The sequence below is a fragment of the Methylobacterium frigidaeris genome (genome assembly GCF_022179185.1).
In the GTDB taxonomy this organism is placed as follows: Bacteria; Pseudomonadota; Alphaproteobacteria; order Rhizobiales; family Beijerinckiaceae; genus Methylobacterium; species Methylobacterium frigidaeris.
Map to the genome: position 1 here is coordinate 16,039 of NZ_BPQJ01000023.1, position 15,628 is coordinate 31,666.

General features: G+C 71.6%; 15 protein-coding genes and 2 tRNA genes. 7 read left to right on the forward strand and 10 right to left on the reverse strand.

Annotated elements, in window-relative coordinates:
* Positions 1-122: 122 nt before the first annotated feature.
* Genes MFF64_RS22000 through pabB form a run of 3 tightly spaced genes read right to left on the reverse strand, consistent with a single transcriptional unit; the run spans position 123 to position 2,966 of the window.
* On the reverse strand, positions 123-968 hold the full coding sequence (locus MFF64_RS22000) for an aminotransferase class IV (protein ID WP_099905856.1): 846 nt from the start codon (positions 966-968) through the stop codon (positions 123-125).
* Complete coding sequence (locus MFF64_RS22005) at positions 955-1,566, reverse strand: anthranilate synthase component II (RefSeq protein WP_099905858.1); 612 nt, start codon at positions 1,564-1,566, stop codon at positions 955-957. The genes MFF64_RS22000 and MFF64_RS22005 overlap by 14 nt, the downstream gene beginning before the upstream one ends.
* Positions 1,563-2,966, reverse strand: a complete 1,404-nt coding sequence (gene pabB / locus MFF64_RS22010) for an aminodeoxychorismate synthase component I (RefSeq protein ID WP_099905860.1) — start codon at positions 2,964-2,966, stop codon at positions 1,563-1,565. The genes MFF64_RS22005 and pabB overlap by 4 nt, the downstream gene beginning before the upstream one ends.
* A gap of 199 nt (positions 2,967-3,165) precedes the next feature.
* Between pabB and rimO the strand changes: the two genes are divergently transcribed.
* Positions 3,166-4,482 carry a 30S ribosomal protein S12 methylthiotransferase RimO gene (gene rimO / locus MFF64_RS22015; protein WP_058620455.1) on the forward strand — a complete coding sequence of 439 codons (1,317 nt, stop codon included), beginning with the start codon at positions 3,166-3,168 and terminating at the stop codon, positions 4,480-4,482.
* 246 nt (positions 4,483-4,728) lie between these two features.
* The gene (locus MFF64_RS22020) at positions 4,729-4,875 is read left to right on the forward strand and encodes a hypothetical protein (protein ID WP_165795653.1); all 147 of its coding nucleotides are present in this window, start codon (positions 4,729-4,731) and stop codon (positions 4,873-4,875) included.
* Positions 4,876-5,083: 208 nt separating this feature from the next.
* Here MFF64_RS22020 and pncA read toward each other — a convergent pair whose 3' ends face one another.
* Both pncA and MFF64_RS22030 read right to left on the reverse strand, forming a co-directional pair.
* Positions 5,084-5,728, reverse strand: coding sequence for a bifunctional nicotinamidase/pyrazinamidase (pncA, locus tag MFF64_RS22025; RefSeq protein ID WP_238192389.1), 645 nt, complete (start codon positions 5,726-5,728; stop codon positions 5,084-5,086).
* A 58-nt stretch (positions 5,729-5,786) separates the two neighbouring features.
* On the reverse strand, positions 5,787-6,761 hold the full coding sequence (locus MFF64_RS22030; RefSeq protein WP_099902912.1) for a quinone oxidoreductase family protein: 975 nt from the start codon (positions 6,759-6,761) through the stop codon (positions 5,787-5,789).
* Positions 6,762-6,964: 203 nt separating this feature from the next.
* On the opposite strand from MFF64_RS22030, the gene MFF64_RS22035 reads away from it, so the two are divergent.
* Positions 6,965-8,131: an FAD-dependent monooxygenase gene (locus MFF64_RS22035; RefSeq protein WP_238192430.1), complete on the forward strand. Its 1,167-nt coding sequence runs from the start codon at positions 6,965-6,967 to the stop codon at positions 8,129-8,131.
* A 37-nt stretch (positions 8,132-8,168) separates the two neighbouring features.
* Here MFF64_RS22035 and MFF64_RS22040 read toward each other — a convergent pair whose 3' ends face one another.
* The 4 genes from MFF64_RS22040 to MFF64_RS22055 form a co-directional block, all read right to left on the reverse strand.
* Complete coding sequence (locus MFF64_RS22040; RefSeq protein WP_099903508.1) at positions 8,169-8,732, reverse strand: hypothetical protein; 564 nt, start codon at positions 8,730-8,732, stop codon at positions 8,169-8,171.
* The gene (locus tag MFF64_RS22045; RefSeq protein WP_099903510.1) at positions 8,722-9,651 is read right to left on the reverse strand and encodes a ParA family protein; all 930 of its coding nucleotides are present in this window, start codon (positions 9,649-9,651) and stop codon (positions 8,722-8,724) included. The genes MFF64_RS22040 and MFF64_RS22045 overlap by 11 nt, the downstream gene beginning before the upstream one ends.
* Before the next feature lie 165 nt (positions 9,652-9,816).
* Positions 9,817-10,689 (reverse strand): hypothetical protein, encoded by an 873-nt coding sequence (locus MFF64_RS22050; RefSeq protein ID WP_099903512.1) that lies wholly within the window; start codon positions 10,687-10,689, stop codon positions 9,817-9,819.
* Positions 10,690-10,815: 126 nt separating this feature from the next.
* The gene (locus MFF64_RS22055; RefSeq protein ID WP_099903514.1) at positions 10,816-11,448 is read right to left on the reverse strand and encodes a 2OG-Fe(II) oxygenase; all 633 of its coding nucleotides are present in this window, start codon (positions 11,446-11,448) and stop codon (positions 10,816-10,818) included.
* Between the two features lie 478 nt (positions 11,449-11,926).
* Here MFF64_RS22055 and MFF64_RS22060 point away from each other — a divergent pair, with 478 nt between their 5' ends.
* The 3 genes from MFF64_RS22060 to MFF64_RS22070 all read left to right on the forward strand — a co-directional run bounded on the left by MFF64_RS22060 (position 11,927) and on the right by MFF64_RS22070 (position 14,064).
* A complete protein-coding gene (locus tag MFF64_RS22060) occupies positions 11,927-13,717 on the forward strand; it encodes an ABC transporter ATP-binding protein/permease (RefSeq protein ID WP_099901991.1) in 1,791 nt (596 codons plus the stop codon).
* Between the two features lie 67 nt (positions 13,718-13,784).
* Positions 13,785-13,859: transfer RNA gene (locus tag MFF64_RS22065), tRNA-Val, on the forward strand.
* Positions 13,860-13,989: 130 nt separating this feature from the next.
* Positions 13,990-14,064, forward strand: a tRNA-Val gene (locus MFF64_RS22070).
* A 140-nt stretch (positions 14,065-14,204) separates the two neighbouring features.
* Here MFF64_RS22070 and gph read toward each other — a convergent pair.
* Positions 14,205-14,903 carry a phosphoglycolate phosphatase gene (gph, locus tag MFF64_RS22075; protein ID WP_099900793.1) on the reverse strand — a complete coding sequence of 233 codons (699 nt, stop codon included), beginning with the start codon at positions 14,901-14,903 and terminating at the stop codon, positions 14,205-14,207.
* A 210-nt stretch (positions 14,904-15,113) separates the two neighbouring features.
* Here gph and MFF64_RS22080 point away from each other — a divergent pair, with 210 nt between their 5' ends.
* Entirely contained in the window at positions 15,114-15,524 is a 411-nt protein-coding gene (locus MFF64_RS22080; RefSeq protein WP_238192390.1) for a hypothetical protein, read from the forward strand.
* Positions 15,525-15,628 lie beyond the last annotated feature (104 nt).

Here is a 15,628-nt window from a genome sequence, read left to right on the forward strand (position 1 = left end):
AATGCTGACGCCCTCTTCGTCACTCCGGGCTCCGCTGCGCGGTCCCGGGATGACGCGGGTGGTGTGAAAGCTTCGGAGGCCAATCGAACAGTCTCGTAGACCTGCTCGGTATCGAGCGCCCTTCACCCCTCCGGCCCCACCCCGCAGGCCTCCGCGATCTCCCGTGACAAGGCCGTGCGCAACGCCCGCACCGCCGGATGCCCGGCGCTGGCATAGTCCCGCCCGCCGATCCGCCGCACCGGTGCGATCAGCCGCAGGGAATTGGTGAGGAACACCGCTTCCGCCCCGGCCAGATCCTCCGGCGCGACCGGGCGCTCGGCGGGGACGAGGCCGAGGCCGGGGGCCAGGGCGAGAAGCCTGGCGCGCACGATGCCGGCCAGCACGCCTTCGCTCAGGGGTGGCGTGACGATCGCCCGCCCGAACACCGCGAACAGGGTGCCGGTGCCGGCGCAGGCGACCCGCCCCGCCATGTTGAGGAAGATCGCCTCGTCGTGGCCCTCGCGCGCGGCCGCCTCGGCGGCGAGCACCGCGTCGAGGTAGCCCAGCGTCTTGTGGCGCGCGGCCGGCGAGGTCTCGTTGCGGCGGATCGCGCTCCAGCCGAGGGAGAGGTCGGCAAACACGACGCTTGAGCGCAACGGCGCGGCGCTCGCCCACAGGACCGGGCGGGGCTCGGCCGGCGGGCATAGGCCCCGCGGCCCGGACCCGCGGGTCACGGTGGTGCGGATCGCCGCCCGATCATAGCCCGCCGCCACCGCCCGCATCGCCGTGCGGGCCTCCGCCTCGTCGAAGCGAAAGCCCAGCGCCGAGGCGGCGCCGGTGAGCCGCGCGAGGTGCGCTTCCTCCGCCACCACCTTGCCGCGAAGCGCCATGGCGGTGTCGAACACCCCGTCGCCGAGGAGCAGGCCGCGGTCGGCGAGATCGAAGGGCGCGGTGGTGCCCTCGTGCAAGCGTCCGTCACGCCACAGCACGGCGCGCCCCTCCTGCTTCGTGCCAGCGCCGGGCGAGCGCCAGGAAGTTGCCGAACAGGGCGTGGCCGTGCTCGGTCAGCACCGATTCCGGATGGAACTGCACGCCGTAGGTCGGGTGCCGGCGGTGGGAGAGCGCCATCACCTCGCCCTCGGGCGAGACCGCATCGACGCTCAGATGCTCCGCCATGCCGGGTTCTGGCGCCACGATCAGCGAGTGATAGCGGCCGACCGTGAGCGGCGCCGGCAGGCCGGAGAACAGCCCCCGCCCGTCATGGCCGATCGCCGTCGCGTGGCCGTGGAGCGGGCGCAAGGCCCGCGCGACCCGGCCGCCGAAGGCCGCCCCGATGCATTGATGCCCGAGGCAGACCCCGAGGAGCGGCACCTCCCCCGACAGGTCGCGGATCGCCGCGAGCGACACCCCCGCCTCCGCCGGGCTGCACGGCCCCGGCGAGATCACCACGGCCTCCGGGCTCAGGGCCCGGATGCCCGCGACGTCGAGGGCGTCGTTGCGCACCACGCGGGTCTCGGCGCCCAGCTCCTCGACGTAGCGCACCACGTTGAAGACGAAGGAATCGTAGTTGTCGATGACGAGGATCATGCGCCCTCCCCGTTCGCGAAGGCCGAGAACACCCGCTCGGCCTTGGTCAGGGTCTCGCGGTACTCGGCCTCCGGGTCCGACAGCAGCGTGACCCCGCCCCCAGCCTGGAGCACGGCGCAAGACCCGTCCATCAGCACCGTGCGGATCGCGATGCTGGTGTCGAGGCTGCCGTCGAACCCGATCCAGCCGATCGCGCCGCAATAGAGCTCGCGGGCATCGCCCTCGATCTCCGTGATGATGTCCATGGCGCGCAGCTTCGGCGCCCCGGTGATCGAACCGCCCGGGAAGGTCGCAGCCAGGAGGTCGAGCCCGTCCGCCCCCTCCCGCAGCGTGCCGGCGACCGCCGAGACGAGGTGATGGACCCCCGCATAGGTCTCGAGCCCGCAGAGCGTCGGCACCGCGACGCTGTGCGGCGCGCAGATTCGCGACAGGTCGTTGCGCAGGAGATCGACGATCATCACGTTCTCGGCCCGCTCCTTGGCGTTGGCGACGAGCGCCTCGGCCCTGGCCCGGTCCTCGGCCGGGTCGGCGGAGCGCGGCGCCGTGCCCTTGATCGGCCGGGTCTCGACCTGTCGGCCGTCGAGGCGCAGGAAGCGCTCGGGCGAGCTCGATGCCACCGTGAGGCCGTCGAGTTCCAGGTACGCCGCGAACGGCGCGGGGTTGCGCGCCCGCAAGCGGCGGTAGAACGCGAAGGCGTCGAAGCCCGGCGGCAGGGCCGCCTCGAAGCGCTGGGCGATGTTGGCCTGGTAGATGTCGCCGGCCCGGATGTAGTCCCGCACCTGCTCGACCGCCCTGGCGTAGGTCTCCGCCGTGAAGTTCGAGTGCCAGGCGAGGGAGCGCACTGGGGCCGCCTCTGTCGTCGGCTCGGGGCCGGCCAGGGTGGCTTCGAGGGCATCGAGGTCGGAAGCGGCCTTGCGCGTGCGGGCGCTCCCGTCGGTCTCCGGGAAGCCCGTGGCGATCAGGTGGCAGGTGCCGGCCCGGTGGTCGAAGGCGACGATCGTGGCGTAGAGGTCGAAGGCGAGGTCGTGGCTGAGGCCGGCCCGGCGGGCGGGGGGCGCCACCCGTTCCAGGTTCGCTCCGAAATCATAAGCCACATAGCCGATCGCCCCGCCCTGGAACGGAGGCAGACCGGGGGCCGGCTCGGTGCGATAAGGGGCGAGCACCGTCCGCAGGGCGTCGAGCGGGGCGCCCGACACCGGGGCTCCGTTCCAGAGGGCCTGGCCGCCGCGCACCCGGAACGATCCGAACGGGTCGGCGGCAAGGTAGGAATGGCGCCCGAGGGTATCGTGCCGCATCGCGCTGTCGAGGAGCGCGAGGCCGGACTTTTGGCCGGGCCGTTTGCCGCGCAGGCGGGCAGCCGCGGCGGCGGGATCGAGCGAGGGGACGGAGCGGCACCACATCGGGCCGTGATAGCGGAGGCCGGGGCCGCGACGGAAGCTGCCCGTCGGGCCAAGATATCGACCCGAGACGCCGGCCTCTGCCGGCCCCGTGACGCCCGCCCAACCCTGTGCTAGAGGCCTGCCCCAGCACCCTTCCCTAAATCCTTGATCCTGCTCGCGCCGCTTCAGCCGTGGGCCGGCGCCGTATCCTGCCCCTGCCATGAACGCACCTGCCCCCAAGATCTCCTTCGTGTCGCTCGGCTGTCCCAAGGCCCTGGTCGATTCCGAGCGCATCCTCACCCATCTGCGGGCCGAGGGCTACGAGCTGGCGCGCAAGCATGACGGCGCCGACGTGGTGATCGTCAACACCTGCGGCTTCCTCGATTCGGCCAAGGCCGAATCGCTGCAGGCGATCGGCGATGCCATGGCGGAGAACGGCCGGGTGATCGTCACCGGCTGCATGGGCGCGCAGCCGGAGGAGATCCGCGAGAAGTACCCGAACCTGCTCGCGGTGACCGGGCCGCAGGCCTACGAATCGGTGGTGGCAGCCGTCCACGAGGCGGTGCCCCCGGCCCACGACCCGTTCCTCGACCTGGTCCCGCCCCAGGGCGTGAAGCTGACGCCGCGGCACTACGCCTACCTGAAGATCTCCGAGGGCTGCAACAACCGCTGCACCTTCTGCATCATCCCGCAGCTGCGCGGCGACCTCGTCAGCCGCCCGGCGGCGGACGTGCTGCGCGAGGCCGAGAAGCTGGTGAAGGCCGGCGTCAAGGAGCTGCTCGTCGTCTCGCAGGATACCAGCGCCTACGGCATCGACACCCGCTACGCCACGAGCCCCTGGCGCGACCGCGAGGTGCGGGCGCGGTTCTACGACCTCGCCAAGGAGCTCGGCGAGCTCGGCGCCTGGGTGCGCCTGCACTACGTCTACCCCTATCCCCATGTCGACGAGGTCATCCCGCTGATGGCCGAGGGCAAGGTGCTCCCCTACCTCGACATGCCGCTCCAGCATGCGAGCCCGACGGTGCTCAAGCGCATGCGCCGCCCGGGCAACCAGGAGAAGATGCTGGAGCGCATCCGCTCCTGGCGCACGACCTGCCCGGATCTGGCCATCCGCTCGACCTTCATCGTCGGCTTCCCCGGCGAGACCGAGGAGGAGTTCGAGGAGCTGCTGACCTGGCTCAAGGAGGCCAAGCTCGAGCGCGTCGGCTGCTTCCAGTACGAGCCGGTGCGCGGCGCCCCCGCCAACGCCGTGGCGGAGGCCGTGCCGGACGCGGTGAAGGCCGAGCGCCAGCGACGGTTCATGGAGACGCAACAGGCGGTCTCCCTGAAGCTCCAGAAGGCGAAGGTCGGCAAGCGCCTGCCGGTGATCATCGACGCCGCCGGCCCGACCGTCGCCAAGGGGCGCTCGAAGTACGACGCGCCGGAGATCGACGGCAATGTTCACGTCGCCTTCCGCCGCCCGGTCCGGGTCGGCGACATCGTGACGGTGAAGATCGAGTCGGCGGACGCCTACGACCTGCACGGGGTGGCGGTTTAGGCGGTGGATGACGCTGCCCTTGCCAAGGCGTGAAAGCTCGCGGCCAAGCGGATCAACGAGCGGCTGAAGCTGCTCGCGAGCTCCTTCAACGCCCTGGCGCTCGGCGTGATCGGTGCCGGGTCATCATCCCGACGGTGGCCGACATGGCACAGGCATGGCCGAAGAGTCTCGTTTGGCTCGTGACCGGACTCGTCCTACATTGTGCAGCACGGATTGCGTTCACGTTCCTGCGCAGCGAGGACTGACATGCTGACCTGGACCTTGACCATACAGGTTGCAGTGACCGCCGTCGTCCTCAGCATCGGCGGTCTGCTCTACGCGCGCCACATGGCCCGCGCCTTCGACCGCAAATGGGGCCGGCCCGAGGATTGGCATCGACCATCCGTGGGTTGATCAAGCGGGCGATTGCAAACTCTCTCGCGTCATCCCGGGGCTCGCCGCAGGCGAGAACCCGGGATCCATAACCGGTGACGCTTCAGAACAAGACGACCCGCGGTCCGCCTCTTTTCGAATCGTCGGCAGCTCTGGATACCGCGCTCCCCTCACGCGGTCCCGGTATGACGCGGAGGGTATCGATTCCGGCAGGACGGTCGAACAGGTCCTACCCCCCGATCGCCCCGCTCTCCTCCCGCTCCACCCCCGCCGCCGCCATGTCGCCCCAGGCCCGTTCGAGGGAGCCGTCGAGGTCGATCGCCCGGCAGGCATCCTCGACCACCACCGCCTGGAAGCCCGCCTCCCGCGCGTCGATGGCGCTCCAGCCGACGCAGTAATCGGTGGCGAGCCCGCACAGGAAGACCCGGGTGAAGCCGCGCTCGCGCAGGTAGCCGGCGAGCCCCGTCGAGGTGGTGCGGTCGGCCTCGCGGAAGGCAGAGTAGCTGTCGATCCTGGGCCGGTACCCCTTGCGGATCACCAGCTGGGCGTGCGGCAGGTCGAGGTGCGGCGACAGTTCCGCCCCGGGCGTGCCCTGGATGCAGTGCTCCGGCCACAGAACCTGCTCGCCGTAGGGCAGCCGCACGGTGCCGAAGGGCTGCTGGCCCGGATGGCTCGTGGCGAAGGAGGCGTGGCCGGCCGGGTGCCAGTCCTGGGTCAGGGCGACGTGCTTGAACTTGCGCCCGAGCGCGTTGATCGGCCCGATCACCGCGTCCCCGTCCGGCACCGCGAGCGCACCGCCGGGCAGGAAGTCGGCCTGGACGTCGATGACGAGGAGCAGATCGGTCTCGGTCGCCTGCAGGGCGTAGGATTCCATCGCGTCGGGTCTCCGCCCACCCAGGACGATTCGCCCCGGGTGCCGCCACGTCAGCCTATCAGGGGTGCATCACCGTGGCACCCGTCGTCTGGCGCCCGGCGAGGTCGGCATGGACCTTCGGGGCGTCGGCGAGCTTCGCCCGTGTATGGACCGGGATCTTCACCGCGCCGCTCTGCACCACCTCGAACAGGTCGGCGGCCATCTCGTCCAGGACCGCCCGGTCGGCGGTGTGGGTGAACAGGGTCGGCCGGGTTGCGTAGAGCGAGCCCTTCTGGGCGAGCAGGCTGATGTCGAACTGCGTCACCGCCCCCGAGGCGCTGCCGAAATTGACGAAATAACCGAAGGGCCGGAGGCAATCGAGGGAGGCCGGGAAGGTCGCCTGGCCGACGCCGTCATAGACGACCGCGCAGCCCTTGCCGCCGGTGATCTCCTTGACCTTGGCGGCGAAATCCTCGTCCCGGTACAGGATGACGTGGTCGCAGCCGTGCTCGCGGGCGAGCGCGGCCTTGTCCGGCGAGCCGACGGTGCCGATCACCGTGGCGCCGAGGTGCTTGGCCCATTGCGTCGCGATCAGCCCGACGCCGCCGGCAGCGGCATGGAACAGGATCGTGTCGCCGGGCTGGACCTTGTAGGTGCGCCGCAGCAGGTACTGCGTGGTGAGGCCTTTGAGCATCATCGCGGCGGCGGTGTCGTCGTCGATGCCGTCGGGCAGGCGCACCACCGACTTGGCATCGATCACCACCTCCTCGGCATAGGTGCCGGAGGCCGAGCCGTAGGCGACCCGGTCGCCGGGCTTGAAGCCGGTCACGCCCTCGCCCACCGCCGCCACCGTGCCGGCGCCCTCGTTGCCGGGGGTGAAGGGGAGCTGGGGCGCCTTGTAGTGGCCGGAGCGGAAGTAGATGTCGATGAAGTTGACGCCGACCGCGCTCTGGCGCACCCGGATCTGGCCGGGGCCGGGATCGCCGACGCTCACCTCCTCGTAGCGCATCACCTCGGGGCCGCCATACTCGTGAACCCGGATCGCCTTGGGCATCGCCCGCTCCCACATTGGTCTTGGTTTGCGGCCGGGATCATAGGTGCGGACTTGCGTTCGGCAATGGCCGGGATGGCGGAGCGGCCCCGCATGACCCAGATCTCAGGAGAGATCGTTCGAGGACCCGTTCCGTGAGCCAGACCGCCGACCCGAATCCCCGTGGGACCGATCAGGGGCACCATCCGGACGAGCCCCTCTACGACGTGGCGGTGGTCGGCGCCGGCGCGGTCGGCCTGGCGGCGGCCCTGGCGCTCGCCCGCGACGGCGTGCGCACGGCGCTCGTCGGCCGCCATGCCCCCGTGGCCGATGGGCGCACCGTGGCGCTCCTCGACGGCTCGGTGCGGCTCCTGCGGGCGCTCGGCGCCTGGGAGGCGCTGGAGCCCCAGGCCGCCCCGCTCGCCGAGATGCACCTGATCGACGACACCGGCAGCCTGTTTCGCCCGCCGCCGGCCCGCTTCGTCGCCCGCGAGATCGGCCTCGACGCCTTCGGCTGGAACATCGAGAACGCGCGTCTGGTCGAGGCCCTGCGCGCCCGTGCCCGGGAGATCCCGGACCTGACCCTCATCGAGCACGACGCGGCCGGCCGCACCCTGGCCGAGGACCGGGCGGTCCTGGCGCTGGAGGGCGGCGGCAGCGTCGCGGCCCGCCTCGTCGTCGCGGCCGATGGCGGCGGCTCCCCCCTGCGCGAGGCGGCGGGCCTGACCGCGCGGCGCTGGACCTACCCGCAGAAGGCCCTGACGACGATCCTGGCGCATACCCGCGACCACCGCGAGGTCTCCACCGAGTTCCACACCCGCGAGGGGCCCTTCACCCTGGTGCCGCTGCCGGGCGGGCGCCGCTCCAGCCTGGTCTGGGTCTCCGCCGAGGCGCGGGCGGAGCGCCTCGCCGCCCTCAACGATGCCACCCTCGCCGCCGCGATCGAGCGCCAGGCGCAGTCGATGCTCGGCGCCATGCGGATCGACGGGCCGCGGGGCTTGGTGCCGATGCGCGGCCTGTCGGTCCCGCGCCCGGTCGGGCCGCGGCTGGCGCTGGTCGGCGAGGCCGCCCACGTCTTCCCGCCGATCGGCGCGCAGGGGCTGAACTTAGGCATTCGCGACGCCGCGGCCCTGCGCGACGCGGTGGCGGGCGCGCGCGATGCCGGGGCCGATGCGGTGTTGTCGGGCTTCGCCCGCGGCCGGGCCCTCGATGCCCGCCTGCGCACCGGGGCGGTCGACACCCTCAACCGCAGCCTGCTCACCGCCTTCCTGCCGAGCGACCTCGCTCGCGGCGCGGGGCTGCTCGCCCTCTCGACCATCGCGCCATTGCGCCGCCTGGTGATGCGCGAGGGCGTGACCCCGCGCCTCGGGACTCCGACGCTGATGCGGGGGTGAGACGAGGCCCGCTCGGATCAGGCCGGGTGGAAACCGATCACTCCTGCTGGCGCGGGCGCCGCGGCGGGCGGGCCGCCATCGCGGCGGAGGCGAGGGCGTCGGCGGGGGCGGTCTTGCCGCGGGCCGGGGCACGGGCCTTCGCGGGGGTCGGGCGGGCGGGCGGCGCGGGCTCCGCCGCCGCGGGCACCTCGACGGGTGGCTCGGCCGCCTTGGCAGCCGGCTTCGGCTTGGCCGGGGCCTTGGCGGGTTTCGCCTTCGCCGCCGGGGCCGCGACCGGGTCGAGGTCGGCGGCGAGCGCCATCAGGTGGCGGCGATGCGCGACGGCCGGCCCGTCCTTGAGGTCAGGATGATGCTTGTCGAGGCGGATGACCAGGGCCTTGGCCTCGGCGTCCTTCAGCCCGTCGACGATCAGCGCCAGGGGCTGGGGCCCCAGCGCGCTGCGCACCGCGCGCAGGCCCGGGAGGTCCAGGGTCTTGGCCTTCAGCTGCTTCGTCACCAGGGCGTGGGCGGCCTTGGTGACGTCGCTGCGGATCGCCGGAAACGCCTCCGGCGTCTCGGCGATCGCACACAGGACCGCGAGGCCGTCGATCTCAAGCGCCATCCAGGGCCTCCTTCAGTTCGGTCACCACCGGCGTGATCACCTCGCCGATCAGGTCGCGGGTCTGGTCACGATACTTGTTGGCGAAGGTCTGATACTCGAGGGTGAGCGCGTTCGCCAGGGCCGCCGATTGCGGCACGCGGGTCTTGAACAGTCGAAATCGCGCGCCTTCCGCAGCAGCACTCTCCTGGAGCGTGGCGTAGGTCGTCGCCTGCTGCTTCGTGTTCTGCCACCGGGTGATGAGCACGTGCGGCGGGCGCTTGGGCGCCAGCATGCTCTCCGAGGCGCTGCCGACACCCCAGATCGTCTCGTAGAACGCCTTGAGGCCGTAGGTGGAGAGGAAGTCCGAGATGCAGGCAACCACCACGAGGTCGCTCGCCCGGATCGCCACCTCGGTCATCGGCGAGATGCCGGGGGCGCAATCGAACAGCACGTAGTCGTACTGCTCGCGCAAGGGCGCGAAGTCCTCCTGGAACAGCTTCCACAGGTGGCCCTCGATGGCGTGCATCGAGTACTTGCGCTTGGTGAGCGCGTAGATGATCTCGCGCTCGACGATGCGCAGGGACGGGCCGGAGGCGAGCAGCGAGATCGGCAGCGGCTCGCCGAGATGGGTGGTGCTGCTGACGTAGTCGCGGATGAAGTCCGGCAGGGCGGCCTTGTCGCGGTCGACGATGCGCAGGCCGAGGTAATAGTCGAGGGTGCGGCCCCCGGTGATCATCTCGGCCAGGATACCGTCGCCGGCGAAGCACACCGAGGCGCTGGCCTGGGGGTCGAGGTCGATCACCAGCACCGAGGCGCCGCCGGCGGCGAGCGCGTCGGCCAGCATCACCACGCTGGTGGTCTTGCCGACGCCGCCCTTCATGTTGGCGACCGCCACGAGCTTTCCGGGAACGAGCTCTCCGGGAACGAGCTTGCCGGTCATGCGCGCGAGCCCGGCCGCAGGGCGGGGACGCGGGTCCGCAGCGGCGACGCGGCGGGCGGGCGGGACGGGGCCATCGGGGCTCTCTTCACGGCGGGTCCCCTTTCCACCACCGGTGTTTGCGGCGAGTCAAGGCCGGTTGCAGTTCGTTTCCCGTCTGTCAGCGCCTCAGCCGCCGGAGCAGCGGGTATAGGTGGCGGAGCCGCGCTCGCTCGCCCAGGTCAGCCGGCTGCCCGCCACGGTCAGGCGCACCCGCGAGGTCCAGTGGCGGCCGTCGCTGCGGCAGGCGGCGGTCACGGTCCAGGTCCGGCCGTCGCGCCGTCTCTCGCGGAACTGGCACAGGGTCTTGCCGGCACGGGCGCTCCCCGGCCGGATCACGGCGGGCAGGAAGCCGCGGCGGGCGGAGCGGCTCCTGGCGCAGGCGGCGGCGCTCGGCCCCCACACCCCCGCATAGGCTGGCGCGGCCTCCTCCTCATCCTCGGCGGCGGCCTCGGTTTGGCGCGGGGCGTCCCGCGCGGGAGCGTCGCGCGCGGCCGGGCGCGCGGCGGCACGGATATCCTGGCGGGTCTCCTGACGCATGTCCCGTTTCGGCGACGTTGCGGACCGGACGGGCGCGCCGGACGACCGCTCCTCCGGGTCGTCCTCGGGGGCGAGGTCATGGGGCGCGAGGTCATGGGGGGCGAGGTCGCGGGCGGGGGCGGCCTTCACCGGCCCGAAGCCGGAATCCTGCGGCGATTCCCGCATCGCCGCCGCTCCCTCCTGCCCTCCCTCCTGCGGCCCGCCGTCGCGGGCGCCGATCCGGCCCGGCGGCTCGCGCCAGCTTCCCGCCGGCTGGCCCGGCTCCGGCGGCACCGCATCCGGCGGCGGACGGCGGCGGTAGATCGGGATCGTGGAGCGGTAGGGCTTCGACAGGACCGGCGGGTCGGCGGGCATCTCGAGGTCCGACTGCGCGACGGCCCGGCCCGGCCCGGTCATGCAGGCCGCACCGGCCAGCATGAACAGGCCGGCCGCGAAAAGGCCCGCGCGGTGAAACGCCCTCATGATGCCCCCAAGCGTCCCCCGGCGGATGCCGGCGGTCAAGTCTTAGTGCGCGTGCGAACCCCGTGGACATGGGTTCCGGGGCCGAGCACGCAGCGAAATCGTCGGTGTCGCCTGGCGGACACTGTCCTAACGGCCGAAAATGCCCTTCAGGAACTGCGCCGTACGGTTGCGCTTGCGCTTGCGCTCGAGCTCGGCCGCGTCCTTCACCCAGGCGACCTGCACCACCCGGCGCTCGCCCTCGAACGGCCGGTGGCCGTGCCAGGAATTGTCGGCCCGCAGGAAGGCGAACATCGTCCCCATGGTCGGCGGCACCTCGACCGCGTAGGGCTCGAACCGCTCGCCGTCGTAGAGCACCCGGAGGCGCCCGGCCTCCGGCGCGTCCCACTCGTCGTTCATGTAGACGAGCAGCGTCATCACCTTCGAGGGGCCGTCGGTGTGGATCGCGCCGTATTTCGGTTGCGAGCGGCGCATGATCGTGGTGAGCCGCGGGCAGGAGACGAGATCGATGCCGAATTTCTCGCTCAGGACCTGCGAGAAGGCGTCGCTCTCGAGTTCCTCGATCAGGTCCTTGAAGCGGCCGGTGAGCTGCACCTCGTCCACCGTGAGATAGCCGGGCTTGGCGATGGCCGGGAAGTCGCGCTTCAGTTCCGCGATCGCCTCGGATCGCAGAACCTGCCCGCCCAAGAAGTAATGGTAGGGATCGTGCGCAACGGGGGCCGCGCGCACGGCGTCGACGTCGAGGATCGAGAGGGACGACATGGGCTGATCGCACTCGTCAGGTCTGGCGGCGGCAGATCTCGCGACATCGAGTCTCGCGCCTCGCGGGAAACCAGCGGACCATCGGGGCGGATTGCGGCGGCGGCGGGGCACCGCGGCCCTTAACGGGCCCTTGGCCTCAAGGCGCGTGCCGCCCTGCGGCGAGGGCCGCGCGATCACGTCTCGGCGAGCGCGCGACCTCCCCCGCCCTGCCGCAGGTGAACGGGGTTTAACTTGCAACGGCAACGGCGCCATGGTCCTGCCACGGGGCTGACCCATGGCGGGTCGGAGGCCACGGGCTTGGTGCACCTCACGAAACTCCCGCTGCGCCGGCGCAGGCATCGCGAGCGGCGACGGCGACGGGGAGTTTCGTGAGAGACACGTGAGGCGCGGCGCTCCCTCGACCGCCACCGAATCACCGGCCCGCCCTCGAGTGGCGGGCCCGCTTGAGGCCCGCCCGCCGGGCGGCCCGGAGACCGCGATGCACGGCTTGAAGCAGGCCCTCCTGCAGATCTGGCGCCTGGCCTATCCCTACTACACGACCCGCGAGGTCACGACGGTGCGGCTATGGCCGCTGCCGGCGGTCCAGATGCAGGAGCGCTGGGTGGCGCTCACCATGGCCGCCCTGGTGATCGGCATCGAGTTCGCGCAGGTCGCCATCAACGTGCGCCTGTCGTACTTCAACCGCGACTGGTTCAACGCCATCCAGGGCAAGGACGCGACGGCGTTCTGGTCGCTGCTGTTCTCGGTGTTCTGCCTGTGGGCCGCGGTCTACGTCGCGAGCGCGATCATCCAGTACGTGATCCAGTCGTTCCTGCGGATCCGCTGGCGGGCCTGGATGACGCGGCACTACGTCGACCGCTGGCTCGGCAATGACACCCATTACCGCATGGGCTTCGCCAGCGCCCAGGCCGACAACCCCGACCAGCGCATCGCCGACGACATCGACCAGTTCACCCAGACCACACAGACGCTGACCATCAGCTTCCTGTCGGCGGTCTCGAACCTGATCTCGTTCTCGGTGATCCTGTGGAACATCTCCTCCGCCTTCACGGTGCCGGGGACCGACTGGCACGTGCCGGGCTTCCTGGTCTGGGGCGCGCTGATCTACTCCGCCCTCGTCACCTGGCTCACCCACCGCATCGGCCGGGCGCTGGTCGGGCTCAACTTCGAGCAGCAGCGCCGCGAGGCGGATTTCCGCTTCTCGCTCGCCCGCCTTCGCGAATACGGCGAGCAGGTGGCGCTCCTCGGCGGCGCCCGGGCCGAGAAGGTCTCGCTCGGTGAGCGCTTCGGCGCACTGATCCAGAACTTCTACGCCATCGTCGACCGCCGCAAGAAGCTCGCCGCCTTCACGGTCAGCTACCAGCAGGTCAACGTGGTGATCCCCTACATCCTGGTCGCGCCCTACTACTTCGCCGGCCAGATCCCGCTCGGGGTGATGACGCAGACCGCCGGCGCGTTCTCGCGCGTCGAGGGCACGATGTCGTTCTTCATCACGTTCTACGTTACGCTCGCCGACTACAAGGCGCAGGTTGACCGGCTCACCACCTTCGACGCCGCCATGGCCCGGGCCGACGCGATGGCGGCGGGCAGCGCGCTCGCGGTCGTGCCGGCGAGCGGCGCGGGCCTCCACCTCAAGGGCCTCGCCCTCGACCTGCCGGACGGACGGCGCATCGCCGAGGCGCCGGACCTCGCCTTCCGGCCCGGCGAGACGACCTTGCTCACCGGTCCCTCGGGCTCGGGCAAGTCGACGCTGTTTCGCGCCATCGCGGGCATCTGGCCCTTCGGCGAGGGCTCGGTCACGACACCGGAGGGCGCGCGGCTGATGCTGCTGCCGCAGCGGCCCTACCTGCCGATGGGGACCTTGCGCGCCGCCGCCACCTACCCGGAGCCCGCCGGGCGCCATGACGACGCGGCGATCCGCGCGGCCCTGGAGGCGGCGCGCCTGCCCCACCTCGCCGCCCGCCTCGACGAGGAGGCGCCCTGGGCCCAGGCCCTGTCGCTCGGCGAGCAGCAGCGCCTCGCCATCGCCCGGGCGCTGCTGGCCAAGCCCGACTGGCTGTTCCTCGACGAGGCCACCGCCGCCCTCGACGAGCCGACCGAGGCCGCGCTCTACCGCATGCTGCGCCAGGAGCTGCCGGACACGACCCTCGTCTCGATCGGCCACCGCTCGACGCTGACCGCCTTCCACGACCGGCGGATCGACATGACCCGCCGCGAGGACGGCCGCTTCGTGCCGACGGACCTCGTCGCGACGGTGCCGGCGCAGTAGCCACTCCATCGCGGGGCGACGAAGCGCCTTGACGCGCTGCGTCGCCCCGCCTAGAAGCCGGCTCACAGGGCGCGTAGCTCAGCGGGAGAGCATTCGCTTCACACGCGAAGGGTCACAGGTTCAATCCCTGTCGCGCCCACCACCCTTTTGAGATCTGGATGGCTTGAGGTCGTGGCGTCCCGATGCCACACGGTCTTGCCGTCGAAGAGGTTCGGTCCGCGATACGGCTGCTGTCCGAGCGCCGCATCATCCCCCGCACGGGACCGATCGTCGGGCGCGTAGCTCAGCGGGAGAGCATTCGCTTCACACGCGAAGGGTCACAGGTTCAATCCCTGTCGCGCCCACCATTCCTTCGAATTCGAGATCATCGATCGCCCTGCGGTTCGCGCGACGCGCGTAACATGCTCCGCGTCATCCCGGGCTCCGCTTTCGCGGCCCCGGGGTGACGCGGAGATCGCCGGTTCCGTCGAGCGGACTGAACCAGCCTTCAGGCCGCCCCGCGATCCAGCTGCCGCACCGCCTCGTACAGTGCATCGAAGTGCGAGATCACCACGTCCGGCTCCAGCTCCTCCACCGGCACGTCGGTATAGCCGAACGGCACCGCCACCACCGGGATGCCGGCGGCCTTGGCGGTGGCGACGTCGGTGCGGGAATCGCCCACCATCACGGCCCGGGCCGGGTCGCCGCCGGCCCGCGCGATCGTCTCGGTGAGGTGTCGCGGATCGGGCTTGAAGTACGGGAAGGTGTCGCGGCCGCAGATCGCCGCGAAGCGGGCCTTCACCCCGAGCAGCTCCAGGAGCCGCACCGAGTGGTCCTCCGGCTTGTTGGTGCAGACCGCGAGCCGGTAGCCCGCCTCTTCCAGCCGGTCGAGGGAGGGCACGACGCCGGGAAACAGGTGCGACACGTCGCAGAGGTGCTGGCCGTAATGGGCGAGGAACACCCGGAAAAGTTCGTCGAGCCGGTCCGGCGTCAGCTCGCGCCCGCCGGCCGAGAAGCCGCGCTGGATCAGCGCCCGGGCGCCCGCCCCGATCAGCTCCCGGGCCTGCGAGACCGCCACCGGAGGCAGACCCTCCCGCTCCAGGATCACGTTGAGCGTGCCGATGAGGTCGCCCGCGGTCTCCGCGAGGGTGCCGTCGAGGTCGAACACGACGATCGGCGGAAGGGCGTCGGGGCTGGAGGTCGGCATGGGCTCTCGCGGATTGGCGGCGGAAAGACGCCTCCCATACAGGCGGGCGCTGCGGGGCGGAACCCGCGCCGGGATGGGTCCAGCCAAGACAAGCCCGGGACAAGACAAGCCCGGGACAAGCGGGGGCGAGCTATAACAGCGCCAGATGGGCGATTCGGCCGCCGCGGAGGCGCGGGCTGTCGTCGCGATGGGTTCGAGGAGCGGCGCGCCATGCGCGGGAGAGCGGGTTATCGGGTCCGGGTGGCCGGGATTGCGGCGGGCCTGTTGGTTGCGGGGGCGGCGCACGCCGCGTCCTACGAGTTCGTGCCGGCCCCCCAGGCCGACCTCAACCGGGTCTACCGGGTCGACAAGGCGACCGGCGAGGTCATCTCCTGCCAGTACGGCCTGCAGGAGAACACCATCGGCACCACCCTGTGCTTCGGCCCCGGCGAGGGCGCCGGGCCGCAGGCCCCGTCCGAATACAGCCTGGTGGCGTCGCGCCACCTGCGCGAGGCCGGCGTCTTCCGGGTCAACCAGCGCACCGGCGCGATGAGCATCTGCTACGTGCTCGACGACGCCGTGGTCTGCACGCCCCAGGGCAATGCCGGCAGCGCGGCGCCGGCCCCGGCGGGCAAGCCCTGAGACTGGCGAACTCGGAGACCTGAGAGTCTCGGACCGGTGGTGCTCTGCCGCCGTTCGGGCGAGACCGGATGGCCGCTTCCGCCTCTCCCGGTCGCGTGCTAGGG

Coding starts and splice junctions, on each gene's coding strand:
- pncA (WP_238192389.1), bottom strand. CDS start 5,728: ATGGAATCCTACGCCCTGCAGGCGACCGAGACCGATCTGCTCCTCGTC.
- MFF64_RS22020 (WP_165795653.1), top strand. CDS start 4,729: ATGCTGACCTGGACCTTGACCATACAGGTTGCAGTGACCGCCGTCGTC.
- MFF64_RS22080 (WP_238192390.1), top strand. CDS start 15,114: ATGCGCGGGAGAGCGGGTTATCGGGTCCGGGTGGCCGGGATTGCGGCG.
- gph (WP_099900793.1), bottom strand. CDS start 14,903: ATGCCGACCTCCAGCCCCGACGCCCTTCCGCCGATCGTCGTGTTCGAC.
- MFF64_RS22060 (WP_099901991.1), top strand. CDS start 11,927: ATGCACGGCTTGAAGCAGGCCCTCCTGCAGATCTGGCGCCTGGCCTAT.
- MFF64_RS22030 (WP_099902912.1), bottom strand. CDS start 6,761: ATGCCCAAGGCGATCCGGGTTCACGAGTATGGCGGCCCCGAGGTGATG.
- MFF64_RS22040 (WP_099903508.1), bottom strand. CDS start 8,732: ATGGCGCTTGAGATCGACGGCCTCGCGGTCCTGTGTGCGATCGCCGAG.
- MFF64_RS22005 (WP_099905858.1), bottom strand. CDS start 1,566: ATGATCCTCGTCATCGACAACTACGATTCCTTCGTCTTCAACGTGGTG.
- MFF64_RS22045 (WP_099903510.1), bottom strand. CDS start 9,651: ATGACCGGCAAGCTCGTTCCCGGAGAGCTCGTTCCCGGAAAGCTCGTG.
- pabB (WP_099905860.1), bottom strand. CDS start 2,966: ATGTGGTGCCGCTCCGTCCCCTCGCTCGATCCCGCCGCCGCGGCTGCC.
- MFF64_RS22055 (WP_099903514.1), bottom strand. CDS start 11,448: ATGTCGTCCCTCTCGATCCTCGACGTCGACGCCGTGCGCGCGGCCCCC.
- rimO (WP_058620455.1), top strand. CDS start 3,166: ATGAACGCACCTGCCCCCAAGATCTCCTTCGTGTCGCTCGGCTGTCCC.
- MFF64_RS22050 (WP_099903512.1), bottom strand. CDS start 10,689: ATGAGGGCGTTTCACCGCGCGGGCCTTTTCGCGGCCGGCCTGTTCATG.